Annotated in this window: 14 protein-coding genes; 13 read left to right on the top strand and 1 reads right to left on the bottom strand. The window is 33.5% G+C overall.

Features of this window, described 5'->3' with window-relative positions; translation table 11 throughout:
• Positions 1 to 105 precede the first annotated feature (105 nt).
• Genes AC4FQ3_RS14445 through AC4FQ3_RS14430 form a run of 4 tightly spaced genes read left to right on the top strand, consistent with a single transcriptional unit; the run spans position 106 to position 5892 of the window.
• On the top strand, positions 106 to 3306 hold the full coding sequence (locus AC4FQ3_RS14445) for a SusC/RagA family TonB-linked outer membrane protein (RefSeq protein WP_491182288.1): 3201 nt from the start codon (positions 106 to 108) through the stop codon (positions 3304 to 3306).
• A gap of 14 nt (positions 3307 to 3320) precedes the next feature.
• The gene (locus tag AC4FQ3_RS14440; protein ID WP_491182287.1) at positions 3321 to 4748 is read left to right on the top strand and encodes a SusD/RagB family nutrient-binding outer membrane lipoprotein; all 1428 of its coding nucleotides are present in this window, start codon (positions 3321 to 3323) and stop codon (positions 4746 to 4748) included.
• Between the two features lie 12 nt (positions 4749 to 4760).
• Complete coding sequence (locus AC4FQ3_RS14435; RefSeq protein WP_491182286.1) at positions 4761 to 5396, top strand: DUF5011 domain-containing protein; 636 nt, start codon at positions 4761 to 4763, stop codon at positions 5394 to 5396.
• A gap of 10 nt (positions 5397 to 5406) precedes the next feature.
• Positions 5407 to 5892: a lipid-binding protein gene (locus AC4FQ3_RS14430; protein ID WP_491182285.1), complete on the top strand. Its 486-nt coding sequence runs from the start codon at positions 5407 to 5409 to the stop codon at positions 5890 to 5892.
• Between the two features lie 100 nt (positions 5893 to 5992).
• Here the strand turns inward: AC4FQ3_RS14430 and AC4FQ3_RS14425 are convergent, their stop codons facing one another.
• Complete coding sequence (locus AC4FQ3_RS14425; RefSeq protein ID WP_073396073.1) at positions 5993 to 6895, bottom strand: DUF6607 family protein; 903 nt, start codon at positions 6893 to 6895, stop codon at positions 5993 to 5995.
• A 104-nt stretch (positions 6896 to 6999) separates the two neighbouring features.
• Between AC4FQ3_RS14425 and AC4FQ3_RS14420 the strand changes: the two genes are divergently transcribed.
• From AC4FQ3_RS14420 to AC4FQ3_RS14380, 9 genes are all read left to right on the top strand, one after another.
• On the top strand, positions 7000 to 9066 hold the full coding sequence (locus AC4FQ3_RS14420) for a TonB-dependent receptor plug domain-containing protein (RefSeq protein WP_491182284.1): 2067 nt from the start codon (positions 7000 to 7002) through the stop codon (positions 9064 to 9066).
• 26 nt (positions 9067 to 9092) lie between these two features.
• Positions 9093 to 9719, top strand: a complete 627-nt coding sequence (locus tag AC4FQ3_RS14415; RefSeq protein WP_042565982.1) for an HmuY family protein — start codon at positions 9093 to 9095, stop codon at positions 9717 to 9719.
• Positions 9720 to 9954: 235 nt separating this feature from the next.
• The gene (locus tag AC4FQ3_RS14410; RefSeq protein WP_491182283.1) at positions 9955 to 11436 is read left to right on the top strand and encodes an SGNH/GDSL hydrolase family protein; all 1482 of its coding nucleotides are present in this window, start codon (positions 9955 to 9957) and stop codon (positions 11434 to 11436) included.
• Between the two features lie 82 nt (positions 11437 to 11518).
• Positions 11519 to 12850 (top strand): GDSL-type esterase/lipase family protein, encoded by a 1332-nt coding sequence (locus AC4FQ3_RS14405; protein WP_491182282.1) that lies wholly within the window; start codon positions 11519 to 11521, stop codon positions 12848 to 12850.
• A 1-nt stretch (position 12851) separates the two neighbouring features.
• Positions 12852 to 14531 (top strand): MBOAT family O-acyltransferase, encoded by a 1680-nt coding sequence (locus AC4FQ3_RS14400; RefSeq protein WP_491182281.1) that lies wholly within the window; start codon positions 12852 to 12854, stop codon positions 14529 to 14531.
• Positions 14532 to 14785: 254 nt separating this feature from the next.
• Positions 14786 to 16138 (top strand): signal recognition particle protein, encoded by a 1353-nt coding sequence (gene ffh, locus AC4FQ3_RS14395; RefSeq protein ID WP_042565987.1) that lies wholly within the window; start codon positions 14786 to 14788, stop codon positions 16136 to 16138.
• Positions 16139 to 16262: 124 nt separating this feature from the next.
• Positions 16263 to 17147, top strand: coding sequence for a bifunctional 5,10-methylenetetrahydrofolate dehydrogenase/5,10-methenyltetrahydrofolate cyclohydrolase (locus AC4FQ3_RS14390; RefSeq protein ID WP_491182280.1), 885 nt, complete (start codon positions 16263 to 16265; stop codon positions 17145 to 17147).
• A gap of 394 nt (positions 17148 to 17541) precedes the next feature.
• Positions 17542 to 18468, top strand: coding sequence for a magnesium transporter CorA family protein (locus AC4FQ3_RS14385; RefSeq protein WP_073396091.1), 927 nt, complete (start codon positions 17542 to 17544; stop codon positions 18466 to 18468).
• Positions 18469 to 19006: 538 nt separating this feature from the next.
• A complete protein-coding gene (locus tag AC4FQ3_RS14380; protein WP_073396094.1) occupies positions 19007 to 19621 on the top strand; it encodes a hypothetical protein in 615 nt (204 codons plus the stop codon).
• Positions 19622 to 19625: the final 4 nt, after the last annotated feature.

Raw genomic sequence — 19625 nt, 5'->3', positions numbered from 1 at the left:
AAAGTAATATTTTAGTTACTTTTTTAAATGTTAAATGATAATATTTTCTTGTTAAAATTATATTAATTTGATAAGTTGCGCTCAATTAATCAAAATGATAAAATAATGAAACAAAAAATGAAGGTATTCGGGATGCTTTTTTTTGCTTTTGCTATGCAGCTTACATTTGCACAAGAGAAAAAAATTACAGGAACCGTTTCAGACAATACAGGCATACCGTTGCCGGGGGTAACTGTATTAATTAAAGGAACTCAAACTGGCGCGCAAACTGATTTTGATGGAAAATATGCAATTAAAGCGGAATCAAATCAAATTTTAATATTTAGTTATATCGGAATGAAAACGCAGGAAATTGCGGCAAGTTCCTCGGTTATTAATGTAAAATTAGCAGATGCTGCCGCACAAGAACTTGAAAGCGTTGTTGTAACTGCTTTTGGTATTAAGAGACAAAAAAAATCTTTGGGTTATGCTACGACAACCTTAAAATCAGAACAGCTTACGGCTGTAGTTAATACAAATCCATTTGAAACACTTTCAGGAAAAATTGCCGGGGTAGATATTACTGCACCCTCGCAGCCTGGAGCTTCTACTAAAGTTGTTATTCGTGGTTTGAATACCATAACAGGAAATTCAGGTCCTCTATATATTGTTGACGGATCTCCAATTAATAATACAGCAACAGGAACGAGTAATGACGGAGTTGCTTCTTCTAAAAGATCTTATGATTCAGGAAATGGTGTAAGTGATATTGATCCTAATAATATAGAAAGCATGACAGTTCTTAAAGGAGCTGCAGCATCTGCCTTATATGGTTCAAGAGCAGGTGGCGGAGTTATTATCATTACAACTAAAAAAGGAAAATCTAATTCAGGAATAAAAGTTGATATGCTTGCTTCAACAGAATTAAGCGAAGCAGCAAGAGTTTCTCACTTACAAAATCAATTTGGACAAGGCTGGAATGGCGTTGGATATTCAGGAACTAACACATACAGTAATGAAAATGGTTCTTGGGGACCTGCATTTAATGGAGAAGTGAGACCTTGGGGAACAGTATATAATAACAGTCAGCAAATTAAACCTTATGTTGGATTAAAAAATAATATTAGAGATTTTTACGATACAGGTTTATTATCTACACAATCGATAAATCTTAGCGGTGGAGGAGATGCTTCAGATTTCTCTTTGGTGTTTTCAAATGTAAATAGTGATGGAATTATACCAACTGATGCTGATTTATACAGAAAACAATCGTTAGGTTTTAATGGTGGTTTGAAATCGAAAAAATTCACATTGAGAACCGCGTTGAATTATGTTTACAAAAATCAAAGTGCTGTAAACACAGGACAAGGTGATGATGCTGGCCAAGGGTCTACATTACAACAGGATTTACTGCAAATTCCGAGAGATATTAGTGTAGTAGATTTAAGAGATTATAAAGGAAATATTTTTAATACTCCTGATTATTATTTCACTCCTTATTCTTCAAATCCTTATTTCTCAATTAATGAGAACAGCACAAAAATATATGGAAATAATATTTTTGGAAACGTAAATTTAAGTTATAAAATAACTGATAAAATTACGGCTTCATGGCAAGTGGGCGGTAACTTAAGACAAGAAAGACTGAAAAGTTACGGAGCTATTGTAGATTATCTTCCAGGAACTCCGCAGGCTATTGCAAAAACGAATAAAGTTGTAGGTGGAGTTACAGAAGGCAGATCTGAATATAGTGAGTTTGATACATTTTTCAATGTTAACTATAACACTAATTTAGGAGAGAATTGGAATTTTAATCTTTTAGGAGGTTTCAACTATAACAAAAGGGAATCTGATGAATTAACGAATTCAGTAACAAATCTTGGAGTTGCTAATTACTATGAGCTTTCAAACACTCCATTTAGAGCAAAAATTTTGCAAACTAACACTTTAAGAAAAACCGGGGCGGTTTATGCATCTGCAGAGTTTGCTTTCAAAAATAAATATTTCGCTACTTTAACAGGCAGGGAAGATATTACATCTACTTTACCGATTGGTAACAATGCCTATTTTTACCCGGCTTTATCTTTAGGTGCTATCGTAATTGATAATGGGGAAACTTTCTTAAAATTAAGAGGTTCTGTTTCTAAAATTGCAAATGATACTACTCCTTACTCAACAGAAAACTCATATGTTTCAGGAGATGCAGCTGCCAATTTTGGTAAAATTTTGTCTCCGCTTGGAGGAATTAGTTATTATGAAGCTAACGGACAACTTGGTAATCCGGAATTAAAACCAGAAAGTACAATTGAATATGAAGTTGGAGCAGAGGGATCATTTTTTAAAAACAGGATCAGTTATGATATTGCTGTATATCATAAAACAACTTCAGACCTGATCGTTAAATTACCTTTAGATCCTTCAACAGGCTATTTAACGAAAGCTATTAATGCAGGAAATGTTGTAAATAAAGGTATTGAGCTTTCTATTACAGCAAGCCCGATCAAAAACTCAAATTTCTCATGGAACGTGACTTACACTTTCACTAAAAACCTTAATGAAGTTACTAAATTAGCTGATGGTTTTGACCGAATTGATTTAGCAACTGCTTATGGTATTACTTATTCGGCTGCTAAAGGAGAGCCAATAGGTACATTTTATTCTCAAGTTCCAAAAATTAATGCTGCAGGACAATATGTTGTAAATGCTGATACAGGATTGTATGAAGTAAGTGGTGATCTTCAAAAAATTGGAAATTCACAGCGTGATTTTGTAATGGGACTTCAAAATACTTTCAAATACAAAAACTTTAATCTAGGGTTCTCATTAGACTGGAAACAAGGAGGTGAATTTTATTCATATACCAAAAGACTATCCCATTTCACAGGAAATGGTATTGAAACTACTTATAACGACAGAAATCCATTTATTGTTCCTAATTCTGTTAATGAACATGTAGATGCTGTAACAAAAGATGTTACTTATACGGAAAACACAACGGCAATCGCTTGGGATAAAGTATCTACCTTTTACAATACCTCAAATAATCCGGGCATTGAACCAACTCATGTAATTGATAAAACTTACATAAGATTAAGAGAAATTAATTTGAGTTACAACTTCTCTTCTGATTTTACCAAAAATATCGGATTGAACAAAATGTCACTTGGTATTTATGGAAGAAATTTATTTATGTGGACTCCGGGAGATAATCCATATACAGATCCTGAAGTAGGAACTTATGGAACTGGTGTACTTTCAGACTTTGGAGAATTTGGATCTAACCCTTCACAAAGATCTTTAGGTGGGGTTTTAAAATTATCATTCTAAAATTATATAGAAAAATGAAAAAAATAGCAACATTAATTACAGTACTATTCTTATTAGTCTCATGTGATGAAACATTTGATATTAATAGAAATCCCGATACTTTGCCTTCCGGACAAGCAAATAGTACTATCCTTCCTGCAGGTATAGTTGGTCTTGCAGGTGCGCAAGGATCTTATTACGCTTTAATTGGCGGATTTTGGTCTCAATTTTGGACACAAAATAATACTTCCAATCAATATAAAAATGTTGATTCTTATACTATTGGAACAAACGATTATCAACCGGCATGGACTGCTATGTACGATGCTTTGAATGATATCAGAGTTGTAAAAACACAGGCATTAGCAGAAGAAAACTGGAATTATTACTTAATGGCAACAATTCTTGAAGTAGAAGGCTCTCAGGTAATGACCGATTTATATGATGCTATTCCGTACGCTGAAGCAAATAATATAAATATTTTGCAGCCAAAATTCAATACAGGCAAAGAAACATACAATTTGATGATTGCGGATTTAAAATTAGCGCTGTCAAAAGATCTAAGTTCTTCCAAGGGAACTGCACCTGCAGCTGATGATTTACTTTTTAAAGGTGAAATGGCTAACTGGACAAAATTTGGTAATACTTTATTGCTGAAATTACACATGAGATTAACAGCAGCTGACCCGGCACTAGCCGAATCAGGAATAAAAGCATTAATCGATTCAGGTGCAGAGTTTTTAGATGTTGACGCCGCATTGACTCAATTTGTAGATGCAGCCGATCAAAGTAATCCATTATATGAGTCTGACAGAAGAAAATTAAATAGTACTTTAAACCTGAAAGCGAGTAAAACATTGTACTCTTATCTACAAGTTAACGCTGACCCTCGTTTGAATAAATATTATGGAGCCGGAAGTCCAAATAATCAAGGTGATTTTGAAAATAAAGCAACCAATCTTTCTCAAGTATTATTAAGTCCGCTAACACCTGTATTTTTTATCAGTAAGGAAGAGAGCAGTTTTTTACAAGCAGAAGCACTTACAAGATATTATGATGGAGCAGGAGCTAAAGCTAAATATGATCTAGGCGTTCAGGCCTCAATAACAAGATTTGGTGGAAACGCAGATACATTTGTTGCTGCCGGAGGTAAATACGAATTTCCTGCAACAGGAACTGCCGCGCAAATTGAGGCAATTATTACTCAAAAATGGATTGCAAGTTTTCCCGGAAATGGATATGAATCTTTCCTGGAGCAAAACAGAACCGGATACCCGAGAATATCTGATATTTCTCAAGTTAGCGAATCTTATGTTCCCGGACAATTTGCAGTATCTGTAGAAAATGTAACAGGAGGAAGGTTTCCAAAAAGGATTGTTTTGCCTAGTATCGTAAAATCAAGAAATCCAAATGCACCGGCTTTACAGCCGATAACGGCTCCGGTATGGTGGAATGTTAACTAAAAAAAGTAAAAAATGAAAAAAATATTTATACTAGGAATGATAGTTTCCGGACTATTGTTTACTTCTTGTGAAACAGATTCTACAGACCACGTATCGCAAATAACGCATTACGCAAATATGTCGATGAATGGCGATGCACTTGTTGTACTGACACAAGGGGAAACATATACGGAAATAGGCGCTCAAGCTGAATCTGGTGGAGAAAAATTAGATGTTAAAATTGATGGTACAGTTGATACAAGTAAACCAGCTGTATATAAAATTAAATACGCTGCAATAAATAGTGATGGATTTCCAGCTTATATAACACGTACCGTAATTGTTTTAAGTGAACAACCCAGTTCAATAGATTTATCCGGCACTTTTGTGAGAAGCGGTAACAACAATATTGTCACAAAACTGGGTGATAGAAAGTACAAATGCGATAATGCTACGGGATTTGATGTTAATGATAATAAAATAACTTTAGAATTCTATAATATAGATGATAAACAAATTTATGCGCCATATCAGGAAAAAACTTCTACATCTGGTATTTCTGCAGAAAGCAACAACGGAATTATAACAGACCCGAACCATTGGCAATGGTCTATTATTGCTTCATCAACCTTTGGAACAGCAGATAGAAAATTTACACGATCAAATTAAAATTTTTAAAATGAAAAAAATAAAACAATTTACAACAAGCATAATTGCAACAGTACTTATACTTTCTTCATTTATGGCTTGTGACGAAGTTGGTGAAACTACTACGGGAGGAACATCAGCTAAAAATTTGGCAGGTGAATGGTTTATTGATGCGTCTGACACATCTGGAAAAGTTTCAGAACACGAATTATTTTCTACTTATAATACGGCGGCCAACAATAATACTTTGTGGTTAGACGATCAGAATTCATTTAAAAAATTCAAGATCAAAGTTACTTTTGAGAAAGACGGTTCATTTTCAGCTTCATCTGCTTCAAATGAATATGGTTCAGTAACAGTAACTATTACAAATGGTAAAGTTGAAAAAGAAGCTGCTGTTTCCAAAGGAGGTCATAAAGTTGATAAGATTTCCTTTAAAGCAGAATTCAGTAATGAGCCAGGAGTACTCTATTCTTATGAAGGAAGTAGAAGAACTGGTTTTAGTGAAGATGAATAATATGGGTTAAATTTTGAGATTGCAAAGTTTTAATTTTCATTAAATAAAAAAAGCCGATAGTTCCAGAACTATCGGCTTTTTACAACTAACACAAATATTTTTATTTTACAAACTTGTTGATGATTGCATCAGTTTCTGCTTTTGTAGCATTTGGTTTCAAATCAAACAAAAGAGAATAAAGTGCTTTTCTGTCAACTTTAGCTTCCAGGTTTAGGTCTTGGTGTCTGTCAAAAAGAGTTTGCCATTTGTCACGAACATTTTTCCAAAGGGCACTATTTTCTTTCCACCATTTTTGACCGGCAATACATTTAATGTCCGGAACTTTAGTATAAATATCCATTCCTTTTTCTTCTGCTAATAAAACATCTTTTCCACTTTCATCTCTAATGAGTTTAGCGTTGTCTTGTTCGTGGTTCCAACCTGTAGCAGTGATTTCGTGAATGTTTCTTCTTTTTAATACATTATAGTCGTTACGTTTTGTTTGTTCTCTTCTTGGCAGAGGAGCATCAGCAACGTTTGACCAGTAATTTTCTCCATCAACATGTACCCAAGTTGAAGATCCTTCATATCTTGGACTATCGTCTACTTGAAATACTTTTTGAGTCCATTGACCTTTAACGGCTTTCTTGTCTAATTTTTTATATTTCCAAGAGGTGCCTTTGTCAAATGAATATAAGTCTGTGTTTTCATAAAGCCAGTCTTGTCTCCAGTGTTTGATAATCATGTCGTCACTTACAATCAATAAGTGTTGCATTACGATTTTGTTTGGAGTGTCTTCAAGTAACTCTACCCATTCCAATGCAGATTCGTGTTTAGTTTCTGAAGGCTTATAAGTAAGAGAATCCTTTGGGTATTGAAAAGTTTCAGTAAAATTGAATTTTACTTCATAACAACCACACATCGATTTAATCGATTTAATGTCTTGTTGCTTTTTATCCTGACTAAAGCCAAGACTGCACGCCAAAGCCATTACGGCTGAAAAATAAAGACTTTTTGAAATCATAACTTAATTATTTTGTTTTTAATTTTCGCAAATATATAAATTTTATTTAGAACAAATAAAAATAGTTTATATATTTGCGCCATTATTAAGACTGAATAAAAATAATGAAAATAAAAATTACCTTGTTTATTGCCTTTGTTTTTTATCAAATTTCTTTTGCTCAGGAAGAGAAAAAAGATAGTACTGTCACAAATGAATTATCTGAAGTTAAGGTTGTTACAGGAACAAGAACTGAGAGGGTACTTTCGTCATTGCCACTGCCGATGACAGTTATTACATCTGAGGCAATTGCAAAAACAGGTGTTACAAGATTAAATGAAATTCTAAATGAACAGACAGGAATTATTTTGATTCCAGACGAAAGCGGATTTGAAGGGGTTCAGATGCAAGGCTTAGATGCGGCGTATACAATGATTCTTATTGATGGAGTTCCGCTTGTTGGAAGAAGTTCTGGAGTTTTAGATTTATCACGGGTTTCTGTTGGAAATATAGAGAGAATTGAGATTGTAAAAGGTGCTTCATCTGCTTTATATGGTTCAGAAGCTATGGGTGGAGTAATTAATGTAATTACAAAAAGACCTAAGAAAGATATGTTTTCAGGCAATCTTTCTTATCGCTACGCTACATTCAATACCAATGATGCAAACGCTAATTTACTTTGGAAGAAGAAAAAATTTGCAGCCAATTTGTTCGCAAATTTTTATTCATCTGATGGATATGATTTAGATAAAAGTACTCCACTACAAAACGTAGAAAGATATTATAATACCACAATTCAGCCAAAACTGTATTATGATTTTTCAGAAAATTTAAAATTAACAGTAAGCAATCGTTTTTATAACCAGAACATGAATAATGTGGCTATTATTGAATCTGCAAATTATAAAGGAGATGCAAAAGAAAATGAGTGGAATTCACAAATTAAGTTAGAGCATAAATGGAATTCTAAGTTTTATTCTGAATATGAATTGTACACTACAAATTATAAAAATAATGCTTTTTTAAATGATGAAAACAATGTGCTTTTTGAAAACACATATTACAATCAATGGCTTTTTCGACCAGAAGCTAGAACTACATGGTCAATTAAAAATGACAAATTAACGGGAGGAATTGGGCTAAATTATGAAACTTTGGATAGAACCTATTTTGATAAAAATGTGAATTTTAATTCTCAATATGTTTTTCTACAATACGATTTTAATCCAACAGATAAGATAAATATTCTTGCTGGATTTAGATATGATAGTCATAGTGAATACGCATCGCAGTTAAGTCCAAAATTAGCAGTAAACTATAAATTCAACAATAACTTCTCTTTAAAAGGTTCGGTAGGATATGGCTATAAAGCGCCAGATTTCCGTCAGCTGTTTTTTGATTTTACAAATCCATCAGTGGGATATACTGTATTAGGTTACAACGTTGCTGAAGACCGTCTGAATCAACTTGATACGCAAGGTCAGCTTTTATATAGAGTTGAAGGCATAAGTTTTAATAAACCATTGGAAGCAGAAAGTTCTGTTAACTTTAATTTTGGAACTTTTTACAAGAAAAATAAATTAAGATTAGACATAAATGCTTTCTATAATTCAATATCTAATTTAATTGATACTAGAGTAGTAGCACAAAAAACAAATGGACAAAATGTTTTTAGTTACTTCAACATTAGTAAAATTTTTACTTACGGTGTTGAGTATAATTCTACCTACGATTTTACGAAAGAATTTTCAGTATCACTGGGATATCAATATTTAATAGCTAAAGATAAATCTGTTATTGACAATTTTGAAGATTATCAATATATCCGCAATGACCAATTGCAAACAATTCAAATTAATAAATCAGATTATTTCGGATTATACAATAGATCCAAGCATACGGCCAACATTAAATTTGATTACAATATTTCAAAAATAAAAACAGATATCAATTTGCGTATTTTCTATAGAAGTAAATACGGGATGTTTGATAGTAATGCAAATCAAATTCTTGACAAGTACGACCAATTTGTTGGTGATTATTTTATAACCAATTTGTCAATTTCAAAATACATTACCGATAAATTAATACTTCAGGCCGGAGCTAATAATTTACTTGATTTTACAGATCCGGGTGAAATTACTAATGTGGCAGGAAGGCAGCTTTTTGCACGAATTCAATATAATTTTTAATAAACATTTATTTAAACACCTTTACCATGAAAACAAAATTTTTAAAACTTTCTCTTTTAGCATTAATGATTTTTACTGCATCTTGTAGTAGTGATGATGATAAAAACGATACAATTCCAGCAGTTGAAACTGTAAAAGTTTCAGATCTTTATGCTCCACAAACAGGAGGACAAGGACAAGCAGTTGGTGGTGCATTTACAAAATTCAGTTTTTCTGAAAACAAAATCGTGACAAACGATAATTGGGATATTGCTTTCCGCGGAACTACAATTATTGTAAATGGAGGAGATGAAATTGGTATTACAGATGAACCAACAAGAACAGGATCTGGTGCTGTAAGTATCGTTTCTGGTACATTTGCTAGTGTAACTGCATTTCCAGCAGCAACAACTTTCCAACAAGATGGTGCGACTGTTTATGCAATTCCGACAGGCAGTGGAAACGGATGGTACAACTATAATACTTCAACAAACATTATTTCTCCACTTGCAGGAAAAGTATTTGTAGTAAAAACACATGATGGTAAATATGCAAAATTCGAAATTTTAAGCTACTATCAAGGTGCACCTGCAAATCCAGATCCAGCAACAGCTGTAGCAAGATATTTCACATTCAATTTTGCTTACCAGGCTAATAGCACAACTACATTCTAAGAAATATTTTGTTGTAGTGAAATAATAAACAACATTCAAAAATTCAGTTAATCATTAGCTTTGTTTTTTTATTTTTTTTTGAGAGAGGTCAGATTTATCTGACCTCTTTTTTTATTGTTAAAAAGAATAATAAATTAAGGTTTAATTCTATCTTTGCAGGTATTTTTTATAAGGAATTAACAAAAATTAAGATGAAATTTTTGTGAGTCTATTCTTCAAAATTTATAATTACTAAGTGAACACAAAATCATATTTTTTTCAGTCTTTTGCCATTGTTGCATTAGCATTTATAGCTTTTATAGGATTTAAACAAGTGCTGCCGAATAAGATATTTCCGGACAGCAAGATCGATTCTAAAAGTATACTTATAGACAGCTTACTTCTGGAGTCGGTTGCAAATGATTCTTTATCTGAAGAAAGTGACAGTATTGCCGAAATTGAGAAAAAGGAAGCTCAGGAAAAAATTGTTTTTGATGCAACAGAAGGAATTGAATTTCCAACAGAAACTTTTGAAAACTATAAAGGATACCAATACCTGATCTCTTTTTACGAGAAATTATATCAGTTAGAAAAAAATCCACAAGCCAAAGTGAGAATTGCTTATTACGGTGATTCGATGACCGATGGTGATTTAATTGTTCAGGATGTTCGAAATAATTATCAGGAACGTTTTGGCGGAAACGGAGTTGGTTTCGTTTCTATAACTTCAGAATCTGCTGCGTCCAGAGGCTCGGTAAAATCATCTTATTCTAAAAATTGGAAAACACAATCGTATCTCAATGTAAAACATCCAATAAATCCTTTTGGCGTAAACGGGCACGTTTTCTTTGCAAATGATAAAACAAATCCAACCTGGGTGCAATACGAAGCCGGACTTAACAAACACGTATCTGTGTTAGATAATCCAACCTTGTTTTACGGAAAATCGCATCGAAAAGGAAATGTCAATTTTATTATAGGAAAAGATACATTGCGAAAAAATCTAGTTCCGAATAACTTAGTCAATACCCTAAAAGTAACATCAGGAAGTATCAAAGCTTTTAAAGCCAATTTCGTTCAGGCAGATTCAATTCCTATTTATGGTTTTAATTTTGATAACGGAAGCGGAGTTCATGTAGATAACTTCTCGCAAAGAGGAAATTCCGGGTTGCCAATTTCTATGTTTGATGCCAATGTAATGCAGGCTTTTAACAACCATTTAAAGTATGATCTGGTTGTACTGCACTACGGAACAAATGTGTTAAATTACGGAACCAAAAATTATTCATGGTACGAAAAAGGAATGAAAAAAACCGTAAATAAAATCAAAGAATCTTTTCCTGGAGTTTCTATTTTAATTGTTTCAACAGCTGATAAATCAACCAAATATGATTTAGAAATGAAAACAGATTCGGCCGTTGTTCCTTTAATGAAGGCACAAAAAAGATATTCACTTGAAACTGAGTCGGGATTTGTAAATTTATACACACTAATGGGCGGAGACGGATCGATGGTGAAATGGGTTGATGAAGCTCCGGCAAAAGCCAATAAAGATTACACACATTTTAATCAACGCGGTGCAAAAGCAATTGGTAATTTATTGTATGATCAGCTAAACAAAGGATACGAACAATATAAAGCGCTGCGCGAAAAACGCGATGTTGCCGCTAAACCCAGAACAGTCAGAAGAGCGAAAGCAGATTCTGTATCTGTTAAAAAAGATAGTGTAAATGAATAAACTTATTATCCTCTTTTGTTGTCTTTTTTTCTCAATAAATAATCAGGCGCAAAAGTCAGTCTCACTTTTAATAACTAAAAATATGATTAGTAAAATCGATAGCGCAACGATTGAATCTTACATGGGTAATCACATTTATAATGCAAAAGTATTAGAAAGTGTTTTTGAAAAATTAAAAGAAAACGAAGGCGATAATAAACAAAAAATAAATATTGTACATATTGGCGACTCTCACATTCAGGGAGATTTAATGACCAATAAAATTAGAAAAATTTTGCAGCAGCAATTCGGAAATGCAGGACGAGGATTTGTTTTTCCGTATCAACTGGCAAAAACAAACGGATCTTATAATGAACGATTTTATTCGAACAGAAGTTGGGAAAGTTACAGAAATATTTATCCGGTAAAAAACAGGCCCATCGGTTTAAGCGGAATCGGACTTTGGAGAGATACGGGTGGTTTTGCTGTGCAATTAAATATAAAAGATGCGGCTTACAAATTCAATTCGATCCATATTATTACGCCTCAAAACCAGAATATGTTTGATTTGGCAATATCATCTCAAACCAATATTATTCAGTCGACAGAGCGAAAAGTAATCACACATAAAATTAAAAAAGGAGAAGCAATTTCGGTAATTGCAGACAAATACAATATTTCAGTAGCCGAAATAAAAAGAGCAAATAATCTGAAATCAAATAATATTCGTGCCGGAAGAACTTTAAAAATTCCAACAAACGAAACAAAACCGAAAGAGATTAAAAACTCTGAATTTGTTCCGTTAAATCTGGAATCTGACGCATTTTCTCATTATTATAAATCAGAGAAAGCATTAGATAAAATTTACCTGATTCCAAACAAAGAGGCATCAGAATTTGAGCTTAACGGACTTATTTTAGAGAAAGATGCTCCGGGAATAACCTATAGTGGAATTGGTGTAAACGGGGCTAAATTCTCTGATTACAATAAATATCCTTTGTTTTTTGAGCAGTTAAAATCTTTACATCCTGATTTGTTGATTTTTTCTCTCGGAACAAATGAAAGTTACGACAATATGGAAGCTTCGGCTTATATCAGACAATTACGTGAATTTATAAGTAATCTGAAAGATCAAAAAATTGATGTTCCGATAATTGTTATGACGCCTCCGCCATCACTGCACAGAGGAAGAAAACCAAATGTGTATGTTAAAGATTATGCAGAACGAATTAATAGTTCTGCAGAAAAAGATGATTTTGCAGTTTGGGATTTGTACGATGAATTTGGTGGAATAACAGGAGTTCGGAAATTAAGAGCAGAAGGGTTGATAGGTCCCGATTTTGTTCATTATTCTAAAAAAGGATACGAAAAACAAGCAAAATTGTTTGCCGAAGCATTTTTAAAAGCATACGATAATTTTAAATCAAAAAAGTAAGTTGATAACAAGTAATAGCATAAATAATTGGTTTGTTCAGAATTTTGGAGAAATTACATTAGAGCAGGTCAAAAGTTGGTTCATATATAATCCAGATGAAAAATTATTGTTCAATACAGGATTGTTTCTTGGATTGTTTTTAGTTTTCTATTTTGTCTACGCCTTTTTACGTAAAACATTTTATTTACGATTAACCTACGTTATTCTGTTCTCGCTTTTCTTTTACTATAAGTCAAGCGGAATTTACTTTTTACTTTTATTGCTTTCTTCGGTCGTAGATTATGGCTTGAGTCAGATTATTTATAGAGAAACAAAAGACAGCACCAAGAAAATATATCTGGTTATAAGTGTGATCCTGAACTTAGGATTGCTTGGTTATTTCAAGTATATGAATTTTATGATTGTCACTTACAATGACATGTTCAACGGTCATTTTGCTTTGCATAATATTTTTCTTCCTGTCGGAATTTCGTTTTATACTTTTCAGTCGATGAGTTATATTATCGAAATTTACCGCGAAGAAATCAAGCCAACAAAAAACTACATCGAATATTTATTTTTCGTTTCGTTTTTTCCGCAATTAGTGGCAGGACCAATTGTTAGGGCAAAAGATTTTTTACCACAGATTTACCAAAAATTAAATCTGACGAAACAAGATGTAAACAACGCTTTGTTTCTTATTATTGGCGGATTAATTAAGAAAACGGTAATTTCAAATTACATCTCAATAAACTTCGTAGACCGTGTTTTTGATACACCGATGACCTATACTTCTTTCGAAAATTTAATGGCGTCTTACGGATATGCCATTCAGATTTATTGTGATTTTTCTGGATATTCAGATATGGCAATCGGAATCGCTTTGTTATTAGGATTTAAATTACCGGCCAACTTTAGAACGCCTTATAAATCAGTATCGATTACAGATTTCTGGAGAAGATGGCACATTTCATTATCAACCTGGCTTAAGGATTTCTTGTATATTTCTATTGGAGGAAACAGAGAAGGGACATTCGCTGGATATTTATTCCCAAGTTTATTTTTCTTCGGATTATTACTTTGGGGAATTTCAAATGTAAACGAAAGCTTTATTCCGTTAACAATAGCAATTGGATCAATTGGAGTTTTCTGTTTGACATTTTTACTTTCGAAGAAAAAAAATCAAACGCTTGTAACCAATTTCAATTTGTTCACCACAATGCTTTTGGGCGGATTATGGCACGGAGCCGGAGCACAATTCATTATTTGGGGAGCATTACACGGATTAGCATTAGCGGTTCATAAAATATTTATGGAACTATTCCCTTCCAAAAAAGAAGGTTCTAATTTTTTATGGAGATTCTTTTCAATCGTAATAACATTTCATTTTGTAGTTTTCTGTTGGATCTTTTTCCGCGCCAGAGATTTCGAAACAGCTTTGCAGGTAATCAATAATATTGGTCAGTTAACTTTCGAACCAGAACAATGGAAAGTGATAGCTTTAGGATACAAAAATGTGTTTTTATTAATGCTGTTTGGTTACGTTTGGCATTTTTTACCGGAAACTATTACCGACAAAATGAAATGGGCTTTCGATAACACACCATTAGTAGCAAAAGCAATAATACTGGGATTCGTTTATTGGATAGTTTATGCGACAGCCGTTGCAGGTTCGCAACCATTTATCTATTTCCAATTCTAATGATATTGCCACGAAGGCACAAAGGCGCAAGGATTTATTTCTTTGCGCTTTTTTTTCACACAGATTTCGCTGATTTTTTCATACTTAATCTAAAAAATAATCTGCCTAATCTGCTAAATCTGCGTGAAACCAATAAACTTTACGAGCAAAAAAAACTTCGCGCCTTAGTGTCTTAATGGCAAAAATGCCCTTAAATAAAAATTGCCTAAAATATCTAATTAGATTATCTTTGCACTTCAAATAAAGAAAATAGTATGTTTGATAATTTAAGTGATAAGTTAGATAAAGCCTTCCATATATTAAAAGGGCACGGTAAAATTACAGAAGTAAACGTTGCCGATACCTTAAAAGAAGTTCGTCGTGCCTTATTAGACGCCGATGTTAACTTTAAAATTGCCAAAGATTTTACAACCAAAGTAAAAGAAAAAGCAATAGGTCAGGACGTATTAACTACGCTTCAGCCAGGACAATTATTGGTGAAGCTGGTAAAAGATGAGTTGACCGAATTAATGGGTGGTGATGTTGCAGGAATTAATCTTTCTGGAACTCCTTCAGTTATTTTAATGTCAGGATTGCAAGGTTCTGGTAAAACTACTTTCTCAGGAAAATTAGCTAATTTTCTAAAAACAAAGAAAAATAAAAAACCACTTCTTGTTGCTTGTGATATCTACCGTCCTGCGGCGATCAATCAGTTGCATGTTGTTGGAGACCAAATAGGTGTTGAGGTTTACTCAGAACCAGAAAATAAAAATCCTGTAGAAATTGCTCAAAACGCAATCAAACATGCCAAAGCAAATGGTTTTAATGTCGTTATTGTCGATACAGCCGGACGTTTAGCAGTAGATCAGGAAATGATGGACGAAATTGCACGTGTTCACAAAGCAATTCAGCCTCAGGAAACATTGTTCGTTGTTGATGCAATGACAGGACAAGATGCTGTAAATACAGCAAAAGCCTTCAACGATATCTTAAACTTTGATGGAGTTATTTTAACCAAATTAGATGGAGATACTCGTGGTGGAGCTGCAATCTCGATTAAATCGGTTGTAAACAAACCAATTAAATTTGTGGGTACAGGCGAGAAGATGGAAGCAATTGATGTTTTCTATCCGGATCGTATGGCCGAGCGTATCTTAGGTATGGGAGACGTTGTGTCGCTTGTAGAAAGAGCTCAGGAGCAATTTGATGAAGAAGAAGCGAGAAAACTTCAGAAGAAAATCGCTAAGAACGAATTTGGTTTTGATGATTTCTTAACACAGATTCAACAAGTGAAAAAAATGGGTAATATGAAAGACCTGGTAGGAATGATACCGGGAGCTTCAAAAGCCATGAAAGATGTAGAAATAGAAGATGACGCTTTTAAACATATTGAAGCCATCATTCACTCGATGACGCCAATCGAAAGGAGTAAACCTGCCATAATCGACGTAAAAAGAAAAGCCAGAATCGCAAAAGGTTCCGGAACGAAAGTCGAGCAAGTAAATCAGTTAATGAAGCAGTTTGACCAAATGAGCAAGATGATGAAGATGATGCAAGGTCCGGGCGGAAAAAACCTGATGAAAATGATGGGAGGCATGAAAGGAATGCCAGGCGGAATGCCGAGATAATAAAATTAAAAGTTTCAAGTTTCAGGTTTCAGTTTATGAGACAGAAATTTGAAACTTTTTTCGATAAAATAGTTTCGCCCCAACTTGAAACCTGAAACAAAAATTAAACCTGAAAAATTAAGAAATGCAACTACTAGACGGTAAAAAAACATCTGAAGACATTAAAAACGAAATTGCAGCCGAAGTCCAATTAATAAAAGCAGCCGGAGGAAAAGTGCCTCATTTAGCAGCCGTTATAGTTGGTACAAATGGAGCAAGTTTAACTTACGTAGGAAGTAAAGTAAAATCTTGCCAGCAAATTGGCTTCGATTCAACTTTAGTCGCTTTACCAGAAGATATTACCGAAGCAGATTTATTAGCTAAAATTGCAGAACTAAACGAAGATGATAATCTTGACGGGTATATCGTTCAGTTGCCATTGCCAAAGCATATAGACGAACAAAAAATCTTATTAGCAATCGATCCGGATAAAGATGTAGATGGTTTTCATCCAACAAATTTTGGAAGAATGGCTTTGGAAATGGAAAGTTTTATTCCGGCAACTCCATTCGGAATTATGCAATTGTTAGAGCGTTACAAAGTAGAAACTGCCGGAAAGCATACTGTAGTGATTGGAAGAAGCCACATCGTAGGCCGACCAATGAGTATCTTAATGAGTCGTAAAGGAAATCCTGGAGATTCAACCGTTACGTTGACACACAGCCGTACTAAAAACTTAGCAGAATTTACTAAAAATGCAGATATCATTATTACAGCTTTGGGAGTTCCTGAATTTTTAAAAGGTGATATGGTTAAAGACGGAGTTGTAATTGTAGATGTTGGAATTACTCGTGTTGAAGATACATCAAACGCAAAAGGTTATGTAATAAAAGGCGACGTTGATTTTGACGAAGTTAGCAAAAAAGCGTCATTCATTACACCAGTTCCAGGCGGAGTAGGACCAATGACAATTGCTATGTTGCTTCAAAACACACTTTTAGCAAGAAAAATGAGAAGCGCAAGAAAATAATTCTCTTTCTAATATATACAAAGCCTGTTCTATTGAACAGGCTTTTTTGTATTACACAACTAAAAATTTTCCAAAACATAGATAGATAAAATCTAAGTTCTAAAACAATTTTAAACCTCAAAGCTTGCGAACTTAAAACGTGCAAGGAATTAAAAACAAAGGACTTGTGTTCTTTTGCGGTTGAAAAGTTGGAATTTGGAATTTTTAAATTCGGAATTTAAGTATCCTTTTAATATTTAATTAATACTTTAAAGTTTTGGTTCTTAAAAATAAAGGATACTTTTGCCACACTTAAAAAACACTTCTCCAAATGGACGATTATTATTCGTTAGTATTAAATTAAAAACAGCTTTTGAAAATTTCAAAATGCTGCGATAAAACCCTGTATTTTGAAATGAAAGCCTTTTACACAAACAACAACGGATTAATCGAAATCTCAAAATGGACTCCAAACTGCTGGATAAACATCGAATCTCCATCAGAAACAGAAAAAAAATATTTACTGGAAGAACTTCAAATTCCCGAAGCATTTTACAACGACATTGAAGATATTGACGAAAGACCCCGTATCGAAATCGAAGATGGCTGGACGCTTATCATCATGCGCGTTCCTATAAAAAGCGACGATGTTAAACTTCCTTTTCAAACCATTCCGCTTGGTGTCATTTTTAAAGATGATATCTGCGTAACCATTACATTTTACAAAACAGAAATCATACATGATTTTATGTTGTATTCACGACGAAAAAATATTCAGGTTAAGGATAATTCCGACTGGGTTTTGAGATTGCTTCTCTCTTCAAGTGTTTGGTATTTAAAATACCTAAAGCAAATTAATCAAAAGATAAAATTGGCCGAAGACAATTTAGAAAAGTCAATCAAAAATGAAGAATTACAAGCATTGCTTCAAATCGAAAAATGTTTGGTTTTCTTTATTACCTCATTAAAAGCCAACGATGTTTTGTTTCATCGCATAAAAAACCTAAAAGCATATAAAGCAAACTACGATTTAGATTTGCTCGAAGATGTCGAAATCGAATTAAGCCAGGCGCAGGATACTGCTAATATATACAGCAATATCCTAACCGGAATGATGGATGCGTATGCTTCAGTAATATCCAATAATATGAACAATATTATGAAACAAATGACATCCATTTCGATCATTTTAATGATTCCAACCTTAATCGCAAGTTTGTACGGAATGAACGTGCCAAACGGTTTAGAAGAAAGTAAATACGGTATTTGGATACTTCTTTTTGTTTCAGTTATTTTGTCTTCTTTCGGGGTGTTTTTATTCAAACGCAGAAGATGGTTCTGATAATTTAAAATTTCTAATTCATATACAAAAGCCTATTCAATCGATTAGGCTTTTTCGTTTTTATGCATTGGGCGTGACCGTATTTGCAAAAGGCGCTCCAATCTTGCCGCATATGTGCGCCTTTTGCAAATACGGTCGGGCTATCCGCTCCGCCGCGGCGGACAGCTCCTATCCCTCACGCGGCTCTCCGGTAATAACAAATCTCGTTCCTGTATGGTTTTCAAAACCTTTTATTCATAATATCATTCCCAAATTATTTATAATCTCAAATCCCAGAGGGATGCAATATTTATAGAATTTTTCAGTGTAAAGAATAACAAACCCCAGCGGGGTGACATCTTTAAGTTAAATGCGGTGAATAATATATCGTTACGGAACTCTCTTGTCTGGCGAACATATTTACTATAAATATTACGCTCCTTTGGAGCTTATTATTTATAATATTTGAATTAAAAACTAAATACATCTTTAAAAAATCACTTTTTTTATTTGTCAATCCAAAATAAATAATAACTTTGTAACTCAAAGTACTTTAATCATGAATCAGAAGCATCAAGAAGATTTATCACATATTCGTTCCATGATGGAGCGTTCTTCCAGATTTATATCATTAAGCGGACTCTCAGGAGTTTTTGCCGGACTGTCTGCTTTAATTGGCGGATTGTATGTTTATCAGTTATTCAAAATAAACGGGATAAATTATCTTGATGGAGAACATATTTTATTGGACGGCAACTTAGTTTCAGAATTAATTTCAAGCGGATTAATCATTTTGATATTTGCTTTTGTTTTCGGAATCTTTTTTACCATCAGAAAAAGTAAAAAGTATAATTTGCCAATCTGGACAACCGCAACAAAAAAGATGCTTTTCAATTTGGCGATTCCTTTAGCGGTTGGCGGTATTTTTTGTCTGGCACTTATCTATCATAAAATTTTTATTCTGGTAGCGCCAACAACTTTAATTTTTTACGGATTAGCCTTGATAAATGCAGAAAAATATACATTTTCAGATGTTAAATATCTTGGTTTTAGCCAACTTATTTTAGGATGCATTTCATTGTTTTTCATTGGATATGGTTTAATTTTTTGGATCATAGGTTTTGGAATTTTGCATATCTTGTACGGGCTAATCATGTTCAAAAAATACAAATAATCCA

Source organism: Flavobacterium sp. AK-345 (assembly GCF_058310175.1).
The sequence above is the reverse complement of the archived record's forward strand: the minus strand, read 5'-3'. Positions and strand labels throughout refer to the sequence as shown.

Bases quoted from the DNA above. Each gene is read 5' to 3' on its own strand.
- AC4FQ3_RS14440 (WP_491182287.1), top strand. From the start codon at position 3,321: ATGAAAAAAATAGCAACATTAATTACAGTACTATTCTTATTAGTCTCA.
- ffh (WP_042565987.1), top strand. From the start codon at position 14,786: ATGTTTGATAATTTAAGTGATAAGTTAGATAAAGCCTTCCATATATTA.
- AC4FQ3_RS14430 (WP_491182285.1), top strand. From the start codon at position 5,407: ATGAAAAAAATAAAACAATTTACAACAAGCATAATTGCAACAGTACTT.
- AC4FQ3_RS14405 (WP_491182282.1), top strand. From the start codon at position 11,519: ATGATTAGTAAAATCGATAGCGCAACGATTGAATCTTACATGGGTAAT.
- AC4FQ3_RS14445 (WP_491182288.1), top strand. From the start codon at position 106: ATGAAACAAAAAATGAAGGTATTCGGGATGCTTTTTTTTGCTTTTGCT.
- AC4FQ3_RS14390 (WP_491182280.1), top strand. From the start codon at position 16,263: ATGCAACTACTAGACGGTAAAAAAACATCTGAAGACATTAAAAACGAA.
- AC4FQ3_RS14435 (WP_491182286.1), top strand. From the start codon at position 4,761: ATGAAAAAAATATTTATACTAGGAATGATAGTTTCCGGACTATTGTTT.
- AC4FQ3_RS14425 (WP_073396073.1), bottom strand. From the start codon at position 6,895: ATGATTTCAAAAAGTCTTTATTTTTCAGCCGTAATGGCTTTGGCGTGC.
- AC4FQ3_RS14385 (WP_073396091.1), top strand. From the start codon at position 17,542: ATGAAAGCCTTTTACACAAACAACAACGGATTAATCGAAATCTCAAAA.
- AC4FQ3_RS14380 (WP_073396094.1), top strand. From the start codon at position 19,007: ATGAATCAGAAGCATCAAGAAGATTTATCACATATTCGTTCCATGATG.
- AC4FQ3_RS14415 (WP_042565982.1), top strand. From the start codon at position 9,093: ATGAAAACAAAATTTTTAAAACTTTCTCTTTTAGCATTAATGATTTTT.
- AC4FQ3_RS14420 (WP_491182284.1), top strand. From the start codon at position 7,000: ATGAAAATAAAAATTACCTTGTTTATTGCCTTTGTTTTTTATCAAATT.